Raw genomic sequence first — 19,193 nt, forward strand, 5'->3', positions numbered from 1 at the left:
TTTAGAATTGAACTTTTACACTAAAACCAATATTCCGGGTGGTTGGCATTACACCACTCTGCCATCCCTGAATATTTCCGGCCCCCTGGCTGGCTTCCGGATCAGCATGCGGAAGGTTCTTATGGATGATCCAAAGGTTCGAACCTACAACACTCAAAGAAGCACCTGCGATGAAGGTGTTGTTGAGTAAAGTTTTCGGAACGTTGTAGGTCAATGAAGCTGAACGCAGTTTTATGTACGAAGCGTCATATACAAATCTGGCGTTAGGGCTATCAGTGTATCCGAATGCGTGATAGTTATTTCCAGCAATACGAACGTCGTTTGGAGTACCATCTTCTTTAACACCCGGCAAAATGTAACCTCCTCCTTGGGAAATTGAATTACGTACGGGGTTTCCCAAGTCGTTAGTGAAATCGGTTTCAGCATATAAACCGGTAGCCATACCGTACCATTGGTCGAGAGAGAATATGTCACCACCTTGTTGCATATCAACCAGGAAGCTTAGTGCAAAATTGCTGTATGTAAAGGTGTTGCTAACACCACCTGTCCAGTCGGGATTCACATTCCCGATGATTTTGTCAGATGTGCCAGTTTTCTCGTAGTATCCCTTTGAGTTAATTACCCGCTGGCCATCTTGATAGACGAAATCAGTACCCTGAATAGTTCCGTAAGGTTCACCAACACGGGCGTTAATGGTAACACCACCTTGCAACGCGGCAATCTGCAAGTTCTCAACACCTGCTGCCAAAGAAACTACTTTGTTGTCGTTCTTCGACCAGTTCACATTGATATCCCAACGGAATTTGTTGGTAACAACTGGAGACGCATTAAGCTGAAGTTCAACACCTTTGTTTTGTACTTCACCGGCGTTTACATATTTTCTTGAATAGCCGGTAGCAAGAGAAATAGCAACCGGCATAATCTGGTCAACCGATCGGTTATCGTAGTATGCAACGTCAAATCCAAGACGGTTATTCCAGAAGTTCATCTCCAAACCTGCTTCAAGACTTTTGGTTGTCTCATTTTTTAGGTTCTCGTTGTTTTTGGTGTTGGGAACAGTAACCATCGGATTACCATTGAACGGAGAGTTCTGTACATAGGTGTCTTTTACACTAGCCCATGGAGCACTATTACCTACTTCCGCATAATTCAGTCGAAGTTTTCCCAATGATAACCAATCGTTCTGTACAAGGTTTGAGAAAAGGAAACTACCTGAAATAGAAGGATAGTAGTAAGTGTTGTTATTAAGAGGCAATGTAGAAGACTGGTCACGACGGATGGCGGCGTCGAGAAACAGCAAGTTGTTATAGCCTAACGAAGCTTGTGCAAAAAAGCCATTCACCGCAACGATACTGTACAGTTCATCCGGTGGCAGCATCGGAGAAGCACTGTTACTCAATGCATATACATCCGGTACACTCAAACCACCGTTGGTCGAAGCATAAGTCTGGTCGATTTTTGTTTTACGGATGTTCATACCAATTAAACCAGTCAGGTTCAATTTGTCCGTGAGGTCTTTATTGAAGTTGGCCATCAGGTCAATATTCGTTTCCATGAACGAGCGGTTCAGTCTCGAATATCCTGAAGTCACATCTGGGCGGTTTACACCAAATTCCCCGGCTACGGAACCTGCGGCTTTTCTTTCTTCCTGCAGTTCATCATACGTATCTACAGAAACGCGTCCAGAAAGGGTCATCCAGTCGGTGGCGGTCCAGTCTAATTTGGTGTAACCAATCAAACGGTTACGTTTGTCCGTTTCGTAGTTCTTAAATCTTACCCAATAAGGGTTATCCCAATATTCGGGGGTGCCGCTGCTAGGAGAGTGACGGTTCCAGGTAATATTCTGACCTGTTTCTTTAAATAGTCTCTCCTGTTCTTTTATGTCAACGTTCACTTCGAACCACTGGCGGAAAGAAGAAAGGATGTTATCACTATAACCGGTAGAGTTACGACCTTTGCCCTGCGTGTTGATGTAGTTGGCCATGGTGGTAATTTTCAGGTTATCGAGGATATTGTACGTTGCATTGAAGTTGAAGTTATTTTTCTTCAATTCGCTGTTCGGCATAATGCCTGTCTGATCGAAATTCGTGTATCCTAAGCGGAAGGTTGATTTGTCTCCACCGCCGCTAATATCAACACTGTTTGATTTGGTGAGTGCCGTGTTAAAGAAAGTATCCGGACCATTTTTTGCGGCAATCCATGGAGTAGCTTTTCCGTAGTTTGGAGACTGTGGAACGAAAGCATCGTATTGATAAACCATTAAACTAGGGTCAAATTTTTCACCCATTGAGGCATCTTCCGTCGTTGGAACAACTAAGTCCGGAGTCCCGTCACCGTTAATATCTTCTTCGAATAAGCCTGGGTAGTTGCCGTCGCTATAGTAAGGACCATAACCACCACCGTAATTGTGCTGATACTTAGGGAAAGTGCTCTTGTCAATTGTACCAACAGTAATGTTAGAGCTAACCGATACACCTACACCTTTCTTGTTTTTCTTACCCGATTTAGTGGTAATCATGATAACACCGTTGGCGGCGCGAGAACCATAAAGGGCAGTTGCAGCAGCACCTTTCAGGACACTAATCGATGCAATATCATCGGGGTTGATATCCGATGCTGCGTTACCGTAGTCGTATCCACTACGACCACGTGTCTGTCCCGTGTTGTTGGTTGTGGAGTTGTTAATCGGAATACCGTCTACTACGAACAGGGCCTGGTTGCTACCAGTCAAGGAAGCATTACCACGAATAACTACGTTGGTAGAACCACCCATGTTACCATTGGCTTTAATTTGTACACCGGCCGCACGACCCGAAAGAAGGTTCGCAAAGTTGTCGGTCTTCACTTTATTCAAATCATCACCGCTAACCTGCTGTACAGCATATCCCAGCGATTTTTTCTCACGCGAGACGCCAAGTGCTGTAACAACAACCTCATCAACAGCAATATTTTCCGATTCCAATTTAATGGTATAAGTACTTTGAGAGGTAAGGGGAACATCCTGAGCTTTCATTCCCACAAAAGTAACAGTTAAGGCAGCGGCATTTTCCGGTACCTTTAATGTGAATTTACCATCCATATCGGTAATTGTACCCAACGTGGTACCCTTAACAACTACAGATGCTCCAGGTATTGTACTTCCGTCTTCGCTGGAAGTCACAAGACCTGAAATTTCCCTGGTTTGTGCAAAAGCGACCTGCAATCCAAGAAACCCAAGGAGAGCAAGTAACAGCGAAAATTTTTTCATAAAAATAGTTTTAACGTTTAACAGTAAGCATTAATTCCCAATTTTCAGGTGGTTATAGAAATTACAAGCATTCGGATAAAAAAAACACACACGCCAGATTTGCTAATCTGGCCTAACATGGCTTCAGAACCATGACTCCCCCTTCATCCGGTTCAACGACCGGGCATCAACTCAACTTTGATTTTTTGTTCTGGCCGACTCCGCCAAGTCGGTTATTTAATAACACTGATTGGTATTAATTCATAACTAATATTAATGTAATGGTTAAAAAGTGTTATCGGATGCAAATATATTCAAATGAAATTTATATGCAACTTCTTAGATGTTTGTGAGAGATTCACGAGTGGGGTATTGAGACTAATTTTCAACTATGATTGAAGTCATTTTTCGGGCTTTTCAGTTTGAAAATGTCAGAAAGTGAGGATTTTTCATGTTTTACAAAATCATTTTAAAACATAAACGACTATATTAATTTAGACAGAATATAAATAACGGCCATTCGCAATGGTAATTGACAGTTAACATATGACCCCATTTTTAGTGGGGTGCATTTGATGAAAAATATATAAAATTGATGCGTTGATGACATTATGATGGGGTAGTATGGGTTTTTGTTCGATTTTTGTCGGGTGATGTATGAAAGGTGTGTCTTTGGCTTGAAAATTTATGGATTAAATGAAGAATTCGGTTCGTTCTTACAGAATCGAATGTTAGAAGGTATTTCTGATTGATGAATATGATATTTGTGGGCATTAATTGGAAAAGATGAAATAAAAAACAGGAGCCCGGAGAGATTGTGTGTGTGATTGTTGTATTCGAATTTAATCTATGAGTAACTAGCGGATTGGGCTCCTGTCATATGTTGTATTTCATATAAGAATTTTAAAATCAGATATTAATGGGTGTATTTTCAGTTTGAAAGCAATATTGGCTCTTTTCTAAATAACGTCAGGAAGTGGATGTATTAAAAGGTGCTTTCAATTTTGCACTCACCTAAACAAATATAGTCAATTTTAACGTCGTTCATGCATTTTGGGTAATAAACTTTCGGTTATTATCCCCATAATTCTATAAATTATCGGTATTTACGGTGGATGGAGAAGGATTTGTAATTGGATTGAGGGAGGTGGTTTGTGTTTACATAAGAATGTTCACTAATTCCGATAGGTGATGAATAAAATAAGTGGAGGTTTGGCCATTCGTTAGTTGAAAGGAATCTCCCTTCTTATTTTCTATTTCGTGGGTATTCGGCTTTTCTTTTACTTGTGGTACATAATCTGTAAAATCATCCGAAAGGAAGACCTGATCGATACCAAATTCCATAGCTCCTTTTATATCTGCTTCCCATGAATCGCCAATCATCAATGACTCCTGTTTACGCGCATTGCTGGATTTCAGGGCATGTTCAAATATCTCGCGACTGGGTTTGGGAGTGCCGATAACTTCCGATATAAATACCTTATGAAAAAAGTTTTCCAGTTGGCTGTTGACCAGTTTTTTATGTTGGACTTCCCGAAAGCCGTTTGTGATAATATGAAGTTTGTATTTCTTGTGCAAAGCCTCCAGAACCTCCCGGGCACCTTCAATTAGTTGGGTCTTTAGTGGCATCTGAGATAAGTATGCCTCGTTGATTTTTTCCCCTTTTCCTGGTTGAGGTAGGCCGTATTCCTGCAAAGAGTCCTCAAATCGTTTAACAATCAGTTTTGCCTTCGTTATATCACGATTGCGGTACAATTCCCATAAATGATGATTGATGCGGTAATAGATTTTGAAATAGTCATCAAAACTGGTCAGCTTTTCGTATAAGCCTAATTGTTGGAACGCGCTTTCAAGCGCATCATACGAGTTCGTTTCAAAATCCCAAAGGGTATTATCTAGATCGAAAAACAGGTGCCGGTAATGTTTCATCTAAACAGATTTGATCAGTGAGGATACTCAAGGCATCTCATCTCCTTCGTGCTTCTTTTTGTCTTTATTTTTGAGGGCATGTTGCAAACCTTCCAGCACGACAACGATTTCACCCTTCACTCCTTTTTCGGTGAAGTGCTTTAAAACTTCGGCAATGGTACCTCGCGCATTTTCCTCGTGCATCTTGGAAAGCTCCCTGGAAACAGAAATTTGTCTTTCTTCGCCAAAATGCTCGGCGAACTGCTCCAGCATTTTCAGCAGCCGGTGTGGCGACTCATAGAATATGATGGTCCGCTCTTCCGATTCCAACTCGGTAAGTCGTTTTTGTCGTCCCTTTTTTTGTGGAAGAAACCCTTCGAAGCAGAACTTATCAGCCGGTAATCCGGAGTTGACTAGTGCCGGAACAAAAGCGGTTGCTCCGGGAAGGCATTCCACTTCGACACCAATATCCAGACAACTACGCACTAAAAGAAAGCCGGGATCTGAAATTCCCGGGGTACCGGCATCGGAAATGAGCGCAATGCTTTCGCCGCCTAAAATTCGTTCGGCAAACCGGCTGGCTGTTTTGTGTTCATTGAATTTATGGTGAGCGGTAACTCGATTTTCAATTTCGTAGTGTTTTAGCAATTTTCCCGAGGTCCGGGTGTCTTCCGCTAATATCAGATCGACTTCCTTTAAAATTCTCACAGCCCGGAATGTCATATCTTCCAGGTTCCCAATCGGGGTAGGGATGAGAAACAATTTTCCCATAATATTAATTTAAAAAGCGGCGTTTAACCAGTGATAAAAACTTTTGACTGGTTTCCGATTTATTCCATTTGTAATTTGATTTCAGAAAATGAACAGCTTCCTGGATGTTTTCTGCCCGGTCCAGCGTTTCAACCGTTTCATTGAACTTATCGTTGCTGTTTTCAAAAAGTTCCCGAACAAAAAGATAGCGGTCGTTCAGACTGATTCCTTCGCGAATACTTTTCAGTGGCCGGTTCATGTAGGCATCTTCAGTGTGGTCACCTCCAATCAGATCGTTTAGAGAGCGCTGTGCAGAAACTGATTCCCCCAGGGTTTTTTGCTTTGTCTCCTGATCAACCTCCAGTAGTTCCATGTCGGAATCATCGTCAATATCGTCCGTTTTCTTGTCTGATTCTTCTTTTATTTCCGGTTTGTTCACTTCCGGCTTCGTTTCGTTGCTGATATCTTCTTCCTTAGCGAACTGCGGAATAACATCTTCCTTTTTTTCAGTTTCTACCTGCTTTTCTTCGGCCCTCAGGGGGCTCTCCTGGGAGGTGACTACTTGAGTCGGTACAGTATTTTCAGGAACTTTTGACTCCAGCAACTCCAGTTCTTTTACTACATTCCTTGCACGCGTAAGGACAATCTCCACTTCATCGGAAGTGAGTCCGGCATCTGTTGTTAAATCAAGTGCCAGATTGTTTAATATTTTGATGTCATCTTTGATGATCTGCAATAAGACTGAGGCCTCCATATGTCTGATGGTTTTGCGGTTCGCATTTGTGAGGTAAAAGTATAAAAAAGTCAGGTCCTGCGAGTATCTTGTTCGCTATTAATCGCTAATCACAAGTTGTCAAACCTGAAATAAGAAAAAGTGAGGTGATTGATATTGTTGTCCACTGAATCTGCCGGTTCGGCTACCGTGTTATGATGATTGAAAACATATTTCGTTCAATTGTGGGAAAAGAATCTCTGTGAAAGGAGACAATTTGGTTATTTTTACCTCATGTTTATCGAAACGAACCTAAATGCAAAAACAAAACATGGCTGCATCGAAGTAATTGCAGGCTCCATGTTTTCCGGTAAGACCGAAGAGCTGATACGCCGGTTGCGCCGTGCCGAAATTGCCCGGCAGAAAGTAGAAATATTCAAACCGGCCGTTGACATCCGCTATTCGGAAACCGAAGTGGTATCACATGACGAAAATGCCATTCGCTCGACGGCTGTTGAAAACTCTTCAAATATTCTTTTGCTATCAAGCAATGTGGATGTCGTGGGCATCGATGAGGCTCAGTTTTTCGATGAAGGGATTGTGGAGGTGTGCATGAAACTGGCCGATCAGGGTGTTCGCGTGATTGCGGCGGGCCTCGATATGGATTTCCGTGGCAAACCGTTTGGTCCTATGCCAGGCCTTATGGCTTGCGCCGAATATGTGACGAAGGTTCATGCCATTTGCATGCGTTGCGGAAATTTAGCTCATTACAGCCACCGGTTGAGTGATGCAGATAAATTGGTATTGCTTGGCGAAAAAGATGCTTATGAACCGCTTTGTCGGTCGTGCTACCGCGAAGCGACCAAATAAAGACTCATGACAGCTTATTCCTTACAGGAAGTATTGGAGATTACGAATGGGAATTTGAACGGAAATACCGGTGGGATGCACATCCGGTTTTTGTCGTTCGACAGCCGTACCGTATTAGCCGGGCCAGAGACGCTGTTTTTTGCACTTCGCGGAAATCTGCGCGATGGTCACCAGTACGTAAGGGATGCTTATTTGCGTGGCGTCAGGGCTTTTGTTGTCGAAGAAGTACCTAAGCTATCCGACTTTACTGAAGCTGTTTTTATCCGGGTTCCCGATTCATTGGAGGCCCTTCAGAAACTGGCAGCTTACCATCGAGACCGTTTTCATTATCCGGTTGTGGGAATTACCGGTAGCAACGGGAAAACCATTGTGAAAGAGTGGCTGAGTGAGTTGATGGCACCGGAATACAAAATTATTCGCAGTCCGCGCAGTTACAATTCACAGATTGGAAATCCGCTTTCGGTTTGGCTGATGGATGAGCAGTTCAATTTGGCCATATTTGAAGCCGGTATCTCGAAACCGGGCGAAATGGAAAAGCTCGAGAAACTGTTGCATCCCGAATGGGGGGTATTTACCCACCTTGGGCAGGCACACCTCGAGAATTTTAGGAATCAGCGTCATTTAGTTAAAGAAAAACTGCAGCTTTTCAATCATAGCAAACATTTTGTCTACTGTTCCGATTTTGGCGAATTGCAAAAGGCGGTTACCACGAAGAAGACAGAAGGCTGGAGCGCCGACCTTTTTCGCTGGTCGCAGGAAGATGAGGATGCGGACCTGTTTATCAACAAAGTTGAAAGGCGAAAAGATGGCTCCCAATTGCATGCGATTTTTAGCGGAGATGAAGTGGAAATTTTTCTACCGTTTACCGACGATGCCTACGTAGAAAATGGCATCCATTGCTGGGCTACGATGTTGGCTATGGGATATAAACCGGGAAGTTTTGAAGCGCGTTTTTCCCGATTAGCGCCGGTTGCCATGCGGCTGGAACTGAAGAAAGGTCAGCACGGAGCCATCGTCATCGACGATTCGTATAATTCCGATACCGGTTCACTGCTCAATGCACTTGATTTTTTGAAACAACAGGCGGGGAACAGTGGAAAACGAAGCACCGTCATTTTATCGGATATTTTACAATCGGGAATTCCCGAAGAACAGCTTTACGGACAAGTAGCGGAATATCTCGCTTTGCGGAAAGTCGATCGGTTTATTGGCATTGGTCCCAAAATCAATCGGTATCAGGATTTCTTCCCGGTAGGAGATAAAGCATTTTATAATTCCACGGAAGATTTCTTACAACATTTGAACGGAGGCAATTTCCGGGATGAGGTAATCTTGCTGAAGGGGGCGCGAACGTTCCGGTTCGATTTGATATCGGATATGTTGCAGGAGAAAGTGCATCAAACGGTATTGGAAATTAATATGTCGGCACTGGCGCATAATCTGAAAATCTATCGGCAGAAACTGAAGCCGGAAACCCGGATTATGGCCATGGTAAAAGCGTTTTCGTACGGAACCGGTTCCACGGAAGTGGCACGAGTATTACAATTTCACGGAGCAGATTACCTGGCCGTTGCCATCGCCGATGAGGGAGTTGCGCTTCGCAGAGAGGGCATCGAACTACCCATCGTGGTAATGAATCCGGAGGAGCACAGTTTCGATGCGATGATCGAAAACCGGCTGGAGCCAAATATCTACCGACTCGAATTATTGAAGAATTTTGAAACGGCACTTCACCGAAATGCGATGCGCAATTTTCCCGTTCATGTGAAACTTGATACGGGAATGAAGCGACTGGGCTTCGAATCGGAGGAGCATTTGGAGGAGTTGGTAGCTTTTGTTCAGGAGCGCGATACCATTTATATTCGATCGATTTTTTCGCATCTGGCTGTTTCGGACGAACCGGTTGAAGACTCGTTTACCGAAAAACAATTCGAGCGTTTTGATGCGCTGAGCAGGATTGTTACCGATGGCTTCGATTATAAAATCCTGAAACACATTCTGAACTCAGCCGGCATAGAGCGTTTTTCCGGAAGGCAATACGATATGGTCCGGTTGGGAATTGGCTTGTATGGTGTGAGTTCTTTTGTTCAGAATGAACTGCAAAATGTAGCGACCCTGAGGACTACGATATCACAGATTCGGACTGTTCAGGCTGGTGAGACTATCGGCTATGGCCGAAAAGGAGTTGCCAAAGAAAACATGCATATTGCTGTTTTGCCCATTGGTTATGCTGACGGTTTTAACCGGTTGCTGAGCAATGGCGTGGGAAGTGTCAGTGTGAAGGGGAAGAGGGCGCCGGTTGTTGGCAATATCTGCATGGACATGTGCATGGTTGATGTGACCGGCTTAGATGCTGAAGAAGGCGATAGGGTAATTGTGTTTGGGGAAGAAATCCCGGTAGGCGAAGTGGCCGATGAATTACATACCATTCCTTATGAAGTGCTGACTTCCGTCGGACAAAGGGTAAAACGCGTGTATTTTGCGGAATAAAAAAGTCCGGTAACTTTTTACTGATACCGGACTTGTGCCTTATTTATCAAACTGATTTTGGCTAACCCAATTTACTGATACGCTGCAATTGTTGCAGGTCCAGTATTTTAATTTTCCGTCCGTCAATTGCAATCACTTTTTCACCGGCAAAGGTCGAAAGCGTGCGAATAGCGTTGGAGGTTGTCATGTTCGAAAGATTGGCAATGTCTTCGCGCGAAAGGTAAACCTTCAGCGTCATGCCATCATTTTCAAAACCGTATTGATTACGGAGCAGTAACAACGATTCGGCCAGACGTCCGCGAATATGTTTTTGCGTAAGGCTAACCGTTCGTTGGTTCGAAAAACCCAGCTCACGGGCTAAATCTTTCATCAGCGCCAGCGAAAAATCATGATTACGCAATAATACATTATAGAGAATATCCGGCGGAATGGTGATGATAGCCGATTCTTCGATGGCTACAGCTGTTCCGTTATGCATCTCGTCTGCGAGCAACGACCGGTAACCAATCAAACCGTTTTGTTTGACCATCCGGATGATTTGCTCACGACCACCGACCCCTTCTTTGAAAATCTTAATCTTACCTTCTTTCAGGTACTGCATTCCGGCAGGTTTGTCACCCTCTTTGAAGATATATTCGTTTTTCTTGTAATAGGTTAAGGTCTGATGTTTCTCTACTTCTGCCTTCTCCTCGGGAGTCAGGAGATAAAATATGGTTTTGTTGTCTTCAAATTGACCTTCGAGGTCAAAGTTTGAACTAAACATATAATTCGGGCATTTATGTTATACAGCATCAAAGTTAAATAATTAATCCAAATATAAAATTAATTTGAAGGAATTGTAAACTCAGATTTAAGAGGTCTGAGGAAATGCTGTAAATAAAACCTTAATAATGTCAATATGGGTACCTGGCAACCAATGGCATTTTGCGTCCAAAACCGAATGCCTTAGAGGATATCCGAAGGATTGGAGGTGTCTGGAATCGTTTGTATTCGTTCATGTTAACTTTCCGTACCGCCATGTGCACAGTCTCTTCGTCAAACCCCATCCGGACGATCTCATTCGGGCTTTTTGCCAGCTCGATATAGTTGAAAAGAATTTTATCCAAAATATCATAATCAGGTAACGAGTCTGAATCTTTTTGGTCGGGACGAAGTTCGGCGGACGGTGGTTTTACGATGGTATTTTCGGGAATCACTTCCTGTTTACGGTTGATGAAACGAGCCAATGCAAATACATCCGATTTGTAGACGTCGCCCAGCACCGAAAGACCGCCGTTCATGTCGCCGTAAAGAGTACCATAGCCAACCGCTGCTTCACTTTTATTAGATGTGTTCAGCAGAATGTGTCCGAATTTATTGGACAAAGCCATCATCAGTGTTCCACGGATTCGGGCCTGAATATTTTCTTCGGTTACATCCGGATTCAGTCCTTCGAAAATCGGGGACAGTGCATGGTCAAAAGCATCGACCATTTCGTGGATATTGACAATTTCGTATTGTATTCCCAGATTCTCGGCCAGATCGCGGGCATCAGTAATGGAGTGTTCCGACGAATATTTTGATGGCATCAACAACACACGAACATTCTCGGAGCCAAGTGCCCGGGCGGCCAAAACGACGGTTACCGCTGAATCGATTCCTCCGGAAAGTCCTAAGGTGGCTTGTTTGAACCCCATTTTTCCGAAATAGTCTTTGATACCCAAAATCAGCGCATCGTGAATTTTTTCAAGGGGCTCGTATTCCCGCAGGGTATCTTTTGATTCGGTGTTTTCGGTATCGATAATCCGGAAGTCTTCTTCGAAATAGGCCAGCTCATCTACCACATCACCATTTGCGTCGATGAAAAGAGAACCACCATCGAAGATGATTTCGGTTTGTGCGCCTACCTGGTTTACATAAACAATCGGGATGTTGAAATCGTGGGCATTGTTCAGCAAGATGTCTTTGCGAAGCTTCTCCTGGTTGTATGAAAAGGGCGATGCTGAAAGGTTAATAACCAAATCGGGATTTTGTTTGGCGTATTCTTTCATCGGGGAAACTGCATACAATTTTTCCCTTCCGAAAGCGCTTAGCACCGGTTGGTTGTACCACAAATCTTCACAAATGGTAACGGCCAGTTTTTTCCCGTTTAATTCGATTAATTCGAAATTACGGTTGGGTTCAAAGTGGCGGTACTCATCAAACACATCGTACGTGGGCAGAAGCGTTTTGTGATGTACACTTTCAATCTTGCCATCCTTCAGGAAAAAAGCGCTATTGTACAGCATTTTTCCTTTCGGGCTTCGGTTAATGCTTGGTCCGCCTACCAAGGCAGCGATACCGGTACAGTGATGTGCAATCTCTTCGATGGTTTTCTGCGAATGCTCAATAAACTCTTTTCGTTCGAGTAAATCGTGCGGGTAATAACCGGTGACCGATAACTCCGAAAACACGACCAATTCGGCACCGGCCTCACGAGCCTTACCGATGTTGCGAATGATTTTTTCCTTGTTATCCTGAAAATTACCGATGTGGTAATTAAGTTGTGCCAGCGCAATCTTCATTGTTTCAGCGTATGCTTAAAGTGTCAGTTAACTAAATTAAAAAATGAATCCGAGACGAAACCGCAGACTTTTTAAATTGGTGTTATCGTTGACAGAAGGATTGGAGGTTACATCGGTGAAACCGTTGTTGTAAATAACACCGGCTGTCAGCGCATTGTTTCCGCCCAGATCGTGCTCCAGTCCAAAACCAATATTCAGTCCCATGTTGAACATTTTAATCTCATCGTTGATACTGGCGTTGTCCAGTGTTCCGTCGCTGCTGGTGCCTGATGATTTAATGTTCAGCCAGTTCGTTAATCCAAACTGTGCATAAATATTCATGCGTCCAAAGTCTTTTGAGCGAAGTTTAATTGCCAATGGTACTTCCAGGTATTTTAGCCTGTACTCGATTTGTGTGCCGGATGGCAGTGATTCACCGGCAAAAGTGAAATTTTGACCAGTCTGATAAATCAGGTTTCCCCCGGTCTGGTTCATGGTCAAACCAGTTGTCAGGGCATAACTTTCGTTTCCGAGAAAGATGTCGGCTTCCACGCCGTAGTCAAAACCCAGATGGGCCTGATCGTTTTTTACACTTTTCGAATCAGAAGTCAGCCACGAAAACTGTGGGTTGGCTACAAAAGTTAACCGAAAGGGACGTTGGGCATACGATGAGAATGCCATCATCGTCAAAAGAACAGTGAGTACAAGAGGTCTTTTCATTTTACGATAATCAAGATTACACAAATAATTTACTGTTGGTTTTTTATTTTTACACGAGTTTCAGAAAAAGCGCTTTGTTTGTAAGGCTTTGTTAAAATTTCGGATAAGACACAAATCTCCGGTTTTTAAGTGAATTGAACAAAATTAATGATAATTCTAAATCGCACCAGATGAAGAAAGTTTTCCTGCTGTTTATTCCGGCACTGTTAATTGGTTTTACTGCCTGCCGGCAGAATCGGTTGAAAGTAGATGTTTCAGGTATCGATGTTTCGGTAAAGATTAAACGATTGGACCAGGATTTATTTAAGGTTACTCCGTTGAACGAAGATTCGATACTTCCGCAGCTCAAAAAGGAGTATGGCAATTTCTTCAATCTTTATAACTACCGGATGATTCGGTTGGGAAATCCGGATGATATTCAGTATCCCGATTATCTTCAGAAGTTTTTAACAGATCCGATGATTCAAAAAGCCAAGGCAGCAGTTGATTCGGTATATCCTGATTTATCGGGACTGGAAGGGCAGTTGACCGAGGCATTTAAACATTACAAATATTATTTCCCCGATAAGGAGGTTCCTAAAGTCTATACCTGTATTTCGGGTTTTAATCAGTCGGTTGTCATGGCTCAGGGAATTTTGGGAATTAGTCTCGACAATTACCTTGGAGCTGGCAACGCTTTTTACAAAGAACTGGCTTTGCCTGAATACCGCAGAGAAAATATGCGTCCGCAAATGATTGCCCCGGATGCGATGCGCGGTTGGGCCATGTCGGAATATCCCGAGAAACTTAACGGAAGTAAGCTCATTCAACACATGATTTATCAGGGAAAGCTAATGTATTTTGTGGATGCGATGTTTCCTGAAATGGAGGACAGCCTGAAAATTGGATATCCTGCTAAAAAACTGGAGTGGTGTAAAAAGAATGAAGGGGCGATGTGGACTTACCTGGTGGGGCATAAGTTGCTCTTCTCAACGGAACATTTAGAAGTCCTGCATTATATCAATCCGGCACCTTATACCAGTAGTTTTACTTCTGAATCTCCAGGTAGGACAGGTGTTTGGCTCGGTTGGCAAATCGTTCGGAAATATATGAGAAAGAATAAGGAGGTAAGTCTTGAAGCGCTAATGAAAGACACCAATTACAGTGAAATTCTGAACCGTTCGGGATACAATCCTGATTGACGACATAAAAAAGGCCCGGAATTTCCCGGGCCTTTTTTTGTATAAGAGTATTTCTTAGAGTTCTTTAATTTTTATGTTACGGAACCAAACGTCATCACCGTGGTCCTGCAGTCCGATGTAACCTTCGGTGGCAACATTTGCCCAGTCAGGATTCAGTGCCGGGAATTTGGAGTCGGCAACCAGTTTGTTCCATTCCGGAGTCCAGAGATGGTATTCAACAACTGTTTCACCGTTTTGCTTGTGCACGATAGTGCCCTTGTAGCTGATAATTTCAATGGAATTCCATTCGCCGGCTGGTTTGGCATTTTGCGGTTTTGCCGGAATGAGGTCATACAGTGAGCCTGCCTGGCGGTTTCCGTCTTTACCCAATTTGGCATCCGGGTGGCGCTCGTTATCCAGAATTTGCATTTCAGGAGCGGTTTCCCAGATATGATCTTTGGTTTCCTGTCCGAGATACATGATACCGGAGTTTCCGCCTTCTGAAATTTTCCAATCCAGTTTCAGGTCGAAGTTGCCGAATTTTTTATCATAGATGATGTCACCACCGTCTACAGAACCGGCTTCTCCACGTCCGGATCCGATGCAATGCAAAGTTCCGTCAGCAACTTCCCAGCCTGACGGGAAGTGATCTTTTTTATAACCACGCCAGCCGTCAGAGGTTTTGCCGTCGAACAACAGGACCCAGCCGTCTTTCTTTTCCTGGTCAGTTAATGTGTTGAGGGGAGCAGGTGCGCTTTTTTCTACTTTTTCAGCAGTGGTGTTTTCTTCAGTAGCTTTTTTCGATTGATTTTTACAACCTGCAAATGCGATGGCAGTAACCATCAGGAATAAAATAATTTTTTTCATGAGAAGATGCTTTTGTTTGTTAGTGTTACGATTCAGTTTCCTCGCTAATTTAAAAATTAATTGACAAAATGAATGAAGATTAAAAACTTCTGTGGGTATTCGTAAATACTTTAATCCCAGAGTTTGTTAATTCATCATCGGTGATGATTTTATGCAAAAGGATAGTGTTTAACGTTCACTTTCCTGGAGTAAATCAAATTGTTAATTGTGGGTAATGAGCGTATTCGCAGAGCATAGAATCAGGTTTGGTTCGGTCGTTGATTAGCAAGTCCGGACTTGCAATCAATGACAAAAATAAGAAAAATTGAATGGATAAATTTTCGATACCCGCTGTAATTCTATTAATTTGTTAGGCAAAATCGTTCTTAAAGCTGCAATTCATAACATTTCTTAATTACTATCATAGGGATTAAACTCCAGCCAGCATGAGTAAAAAAGGAAAAAAAATTGGAATTCTTACGGCCGGTGGCGACTGCCCCGGGTTGAATGCTGCTATTCGCGGTGTTGGTAAAACAGCCATTATGACATATGGCATGGAAGTATACGGATTTACAGCCGGTTACAGTGGATTAATCAATAAGGAATACTTCAAGCTTGACGAACCGAAGGTATCCGGAATCATTACCCTTGGCGGGACGATTTTAGGAACCTCCCGCGAAAAGCCCTATAAGCTGGAAAAAGGGGAAGAGTTCAACGATAAACCCGACTTAATCAGGCAGACTTATGAAGAGTTGGACCTGGATTGTGTGGTTTGTATTGGTGGAAATGGTACCATGAAGACAGCCAGCATGATGGCGAAGGAAGGATTAAACGTTATTGGCATTCCCAAGACAATCGATAACGATGTGTTCGGGACGGATGTTACTTTTGGATTCGACTCAGCGGTTGGCATTGCTACCGAGGCTATCGACCGGCTGCACTCAACGGCCAACTCCCATCAGCGTGCCATGGTTATCGAAGTGATGGGGCACCATGCCGGATGGATTGCATTATACGCCGGAATGGCCGGTGGTGGTGACATTATTCTGATTCCGGAGATTGATTACCACATCGGAAAAGTATGTAAAACCATCGAAGAGCGTTTTGCCAAAGGGAAACCCTACTCGATTGTTGTGGTAGCCGAAGGAATTGACAAGCCCAAAAAGATTTCGGCCGCACGTTATGTCGTCGAAAATATTCAAACTTATACCGGCATCGAAGCCCGCGAAACCCGTTTGGGATATATTCAGCGAGGAGGAACTCCTTCGCCAATGGACCGGATTTTGGCAACTCAGTACGGAGCTTTTGCTACTGAGTTGATTGCTGACGGAGCTTATAACAACATGGTAGCCATGCGTGGAAACGTTCTAACAGCTGTGCCGTTGGATGAAGTTGGCGGAAAGCTGCGATTGGTCGATCCGGCGGATGCTTTGATTACCAAAGCGCGAAACCTGGGTGTTTCGTTTGGCGACGAGTAATTTATTCATCGATTCATCGAAATGAAGATTGCCACAGTTCAGTTTGCTCCGGTCCTGGGAAACCTCGACGCGACTATTGCTAAACTTCGTCGTTTACTCGAAGAGGCAGCTACAGCTGATTTGGTGGTTTTGCCGGAGTTAGCCAATTCCGGTTACGCGTTTTCCTCGCGGGAAGAAGCCCGGTCATTGTCGGAAAATGTTGGCGAAAGCAATTTCCTCTCTTTTCTTACGGAAGAGTGCTGGAAACATCATTTTGCCATTGCGACGGGATTCAACGAACGTGACGGTGACAAACTTTTCAATTCAGCCATTTTACTGGATTCAGAAGGTGTGATTGGCGCCTACCGGAAAGCGCATTTGTTTCTGAACGAGAAAGATATTTTTGAACCGGGAGACACAGGTTTCCCGGTTTTTTCATTGGGCGATATTCGCGTGGGAATGCTCATTTGTTTCGATTGGGTATTCCCCGAAGCCTGGCGAATTATGGGCTTGAAAGGTGCCGATATTGTTTGTCATCCCAGCAATCTGGTGTTACCGGAACTGGCACAACGAACGGTTCCTGCACACGCTGTTACCAATCGTTATTTTGTTGCTTTAGCCAATCGGGTAGGAAAGGAAAAAGAACTCACCTTTACCGGCAATAGTCTGATTTGTGGAACGAAAGGAGAGATTCTTGCCGAGGCGGAGGCCACATCAGAGCAAGTGTTGATGGCTACCATCGACCCGCTGATAGCCCGGGATAAATCGTTGACGAAACGAAATAACTGGCCGTCAGACCGTCGACCGGAGCTTTACCGGGAAGAAGGCCTGACGGACTGAGTTAGATTATTCCTTTTCCTGTTGCGAGAAGCGTACCGCCAGGTAAGCCATGTGCCCAACGGAAGTTTCCAAAGCCTTTTCATCGATATCGAAAGTAGGAGAGTGCAATGATGCTGTTTCGGTAGTTTCCGGGTTTTTCACGCCAAAGCGGAAAAATGCCACTGGAAATTGTTGCGAATAGTAGGCAAAATCTTCGCAGGTCATTCGCAGTCCCATGTCTTCTACTTTTTCTTTACCCAAATACTCAACGGCAAACTCACGGGCCATTTTGGTGACCTCATGGTCGTTCATCAGCATCGGGTATCCATGGTTGATATGAAACTCGCAGGTAGCTCCCATGCCTTCGGCGATTGCCTGACCAATTTTCTGAATTCGTTCCTTCGCTTCAGCACGCCAGGTTTCGTCCATGGTGCGAAAGGTTCCGGATACATTTACTTCATCGGGGATGATATTGGTCGCCCCTTCAGCGATGACTCTTCCGAACGAAAGAACCGAAGGAACATCGGCCGGCGCGTTGCGGCTGACGACCTGTTGCAGTGCCGTAATAATATGAGCTGTTGTCAATACGGTATCCGTCAGTTTGTGCGGCAGAGCACCGTGTCCGCCTTTTCCCTTAACGGTGAAGAAGATTTCGTCACCCGAAGCCATGTACATTCCGGGACGGAATCCTACATGTCCGGCTTCCATTTCCGGTAGCACATGTTGAGCCAGAATTAGTTCCGGTTTTGGGTCGTTTAGCGCTCCCGATTCCAGTAAAAGTTTTCCCCCGCCCGGAAATTGCTCTTCGCCCGGCTGGAAGATAAACAGGAAGGTCCCCCGGAGTTTGTGTTCCAGTTTCTTTAAAATCCGAATAACCCCCAGCAACGAGGCCGAGTGAGCATCGTGACCACAGGCATGCATTACACCCCGGTTGAGGGAACAATAGCTTTTGTCCGAATTCTCGACAATTGGGAGTGCATCCATGTCGGCACGCAACGCGATGGTTCGTCCTCCGGGCAATTTTCCGTCAAGCCGGGCAATAATGCCCGTTTTTACAATTCCAGTCCGGTAGGATACACCAATTTTGTCCAGTTGCTTTTGGATAAAATCAGAGGTCTCGAACTCCTCGAATGACAATTCGGGATATTGATGCATGTGACGACGGATAGCTACGGTGTCGTCGAAATATTGTTGTGCAAGTTGTTGTATCTCTTTTTTCAATTCCATCATTTTCCAAAAAACATTTTAGCTCCGACAATCAACAGGAACAAGGCAAAGATTCGTTTCATCAGTTTCTCGGGAACCGAAATGGAAAACTGTGCTCCAATCCAGGCACCCAAAACGAAAATCGCCGTAATAATGATAGCGTATTTCCAGTTGATGAAGCCCTGTTTTTGGTATGCCATGGCCGCCAGAATCCCGGTAGGGGGTAAAAGAATGGCCAGGCTGGTTCCCTGCGCAGTGTGTTGGTCCATTCCAAAAAGATATACCAATGCCGGAATCAGGACAATACCGCCGCCTACACCTAATGCTCCACTAACGATTCCGGCAGCTAATCCAACCAGAACCAGTAACAAAACCTGCGATAGTTCCATAAATCATAGTTTTTGTCGAAGATACGAATTTCCCAAAGTTCAACGTTATTAGAACGTAAAGTGCCGGGGGTACCAACTTCATAAATAGAATTAAAGAATGTTAAAACTGGCGCCTTTG

General features: G+C 44.0%; 15 protein-coding genes. 5 read left to right on the forward strand and 10 right to left on the reverse strand.

Going from position 1 to position 19,193, the window contains the following annotated elements; translation table 11 throughout:
- Position 1 precedes the first annotated feature (1 nt).
- The 4 genes from T426_RS0105885 to T426_RS0105900 form a co-directional block, all read right to left on the reverse strand.
- Entirely contained in the window at positions 2-3,247 is a 3,246-nt protein-coding gene (locus T426_RS0105885; protein ID WP_025863255.1) for a SusC/RagA family TonB-linked outer membrane protein, read from the reverse strand.
- A 1,137-nt stretch (positions 3,248-4,384) separates the two neighbouring features.
- Positions 4,385-5,155 (reverse strand): YjjG family noncanonical pyrimidine nucleotidase, encoded by a 771-nt coding sequence (locus tag T426_RS0105890; protein WP_025863256.1) that lies wholly within the window; start codon positions 5,153-5,155, stop codon positions 4,385-4,387.
- Positions 5,156-5,182: 27 nt separating this feature from the next.
- Positions 5,183-5,905, reverse strand: a complete 723-nt coding sequence (rsmI, locus tag T426_RS0105895; protein WP_025863257.1) for a 16S rRNA (cytidine(1402)-2'-O)-methyltransferase — start codon at positions 5,903-5,905, stop codon at positions 5,183-5,185.
- Between the two features lie 4 nt (positions 5,906-5,909).
- On the reverse strand, positions 5,910-6,638 hold the full coding sequence (locus tag T426_RS0105900; protein WP_025863258.1) for a hypothetical protein: 729 nt from the start codon (positions 6,636-6,638) through the stop codon (positions 5,910-5,912).
- Positions 6,639-6,890: 252 nt separating this feature from the next.
- Between T426_RS0105900 and T426_RS0105905 the strand changes: the two genes are divergently transcribed.
- Together T426_RS0105905 and T426_RS0105910 are read left to right on the forward strand one after the other, a co-directional pair.
- A complete protein-coding gene (locus T426_RS0105905; RefSeq protein WP_025863259.1) occupies positions 6,891-7,466 on the forward strand; it encodes a thymidine kinase in 576 nt (191 codons plus the stop codon).
- 6 nt (positions 7,467-7,472) lie between these two features.
- Positions 7,473-9,956 (forward strand): bifunctional UDP-N-acetylmuramoyl-tripeptide:D-alanyl-D-alanine ligase/alanine racemase, encoded by a 2,484-nt coding sequence (locus tag T426_RS0105910; RefSeq protein WP_027585407.1) that lies wholly within the window; start codon positions 7,473-7,475, stop codon positions 9,954-9,956.
- A 61-nt stretch (positions 9,957-10,017) separates the two neighbouring features.
- Here T426_RS0105910 and T426_RS0105915 read toward each other — a convergent pair whose 3' ends face one another.
- From T426_RS0105915 to T426_RS0105925, 3 genes are all read right to left on the reverse strand, one after another.
- On the reverse strand, positions 10,018-10,719 hold the full coding sequence (locus T426_RS0105915; RefSeq protein WP_025863260.1) for a Crp/Fnr family transcriptional regulator: 702 nt from the start codon (positions 10,717-10,719) through the stop codon (positions 10,018-10,020).
- 130 nt (positions 10,720-10,849) lie between these two features.
- A complete protein-coding gene (locus tag T426_RS0105920) occupies positions 10,850-12,499 on the reverse strand; it encodes an NAD+ synthase (RefSeq protein WP_025863261.1) in 1,650 nt (549 codons plus the stop codon).
- Between the two features lie 36 nt (positions 12,500-12,535).
- Entirely contained in the window at positions 12,536-13,198 is a 663-nt protein-coding gene (locus T426_RS0105925; RefSeq protein ID WP_027585408.1) for a porin family protein, read from the reverse strand.
- Positions 13,199-13,368: 170 nt separating this feature from the next.
- On the opposite strand from T426_RS0105925, the gene gldB reads away from it, so the two are divergent.
- Complete coding sequence (gene gldB / locus T426_RS0105930; protein ID WP_027585409.1) at positions 13,369-14,379, forward strand: gliding motility lipoprotein GldB; 1,011 nt, start codon at positions 13,369-13,371, stop codon at positions 14,377-14,379.
- A 54-nt stretch (positions 14,380-14,433) separates the two neighbouring features.
- On the opposite strand, the gene T426_RS0105935 is transcribed toward gldB, so the two are convergent.
- On the reverse strand, positions 14,434-15,225 hold the full coding sequence (locus tag T426_RS0105935) for a DUF1080 domain-containing protein (RefSeq protein ID WP_025863265.1): 792 nt from the start codon (positions 15,223-15,225) through the stop codon (positions 14,434-14,436).
- 425 nt (positions 15,226-15,650) lie between these two features.
- On the opposite strand from T426_RS0105935, the gene T426_RS0105940 reads away from it, so the two are divergent.
- Positions 15,651-16,682 (forward strand): ATP-dependent 6-phosphofructokinase, encoded by a 1,032-nt coding sequence (locus T426_RS0105940; RefSeq protein WP_025863266.1) that lies wholly within the window; start codon positions 15,651-15,653, stop codon positions 16,680-16,682.
- Between the two features lie 21 nt (positions 16,683-16,703).
- Positions 16,704-17,501: a nitrilase-related carbon-nitrogen hydrolase gene (locus T426_RS0105945; RefSeq protein ID WP_025863267.1), complete on the forward strand. Its 798-nt coding sequence runs from the start codon at positions 16,704-16,706 to the stop codon at positions 17,499-17,501.
- A gap of 6 nt (positions 17,502-17,507) precedes the next feature.
- Here the strand turns inward: T426_RS0105945 and T426_RS0105950 are convergent, their stop codons facing one another.
- Together T426_RS0105950 and T426_RS0105955 are read right to left on the reverse strand one after the other, a co-directional pair.
- Positions 17,508-18,710, reverse strand: coding sequence for a M20 metallopeptidase family protein (locus T426_RS0105950; protein ID WP_036984191.1), 1,203 nt, complete (start codon positions 18,708-18,710; stop codon positions 17,508-17,510).
- Positions 18,707-19,075: a sulfite exporter TauE/SafE family protein gene (locus tag T426_RS0105955; RefSeq protein ID WP_025863269.1), complete on the reverse strand. Its 369-nt coding sequence runs from the start codon at positions 19,073-19,075 to the stop codon at positions 18,707-18,709. Before T426_RS0105955 ends, T426_RS0105950 begins: the two co-directional genes overlap by 4 nt.
- Positions 19,076-19,193: the final 118 nt, after the last annotated feature.

It is taken from the genome of Prolixibacter bellariivorans ATCC BAA-1284, assembly GCF_000621705.1.
GTDB lineage: Bacteria > Bacteroidota > Bacteroidia > Bacteroidales > Prolixibacteraceae > Prolixibacter > Prolixibacter bellariivorans.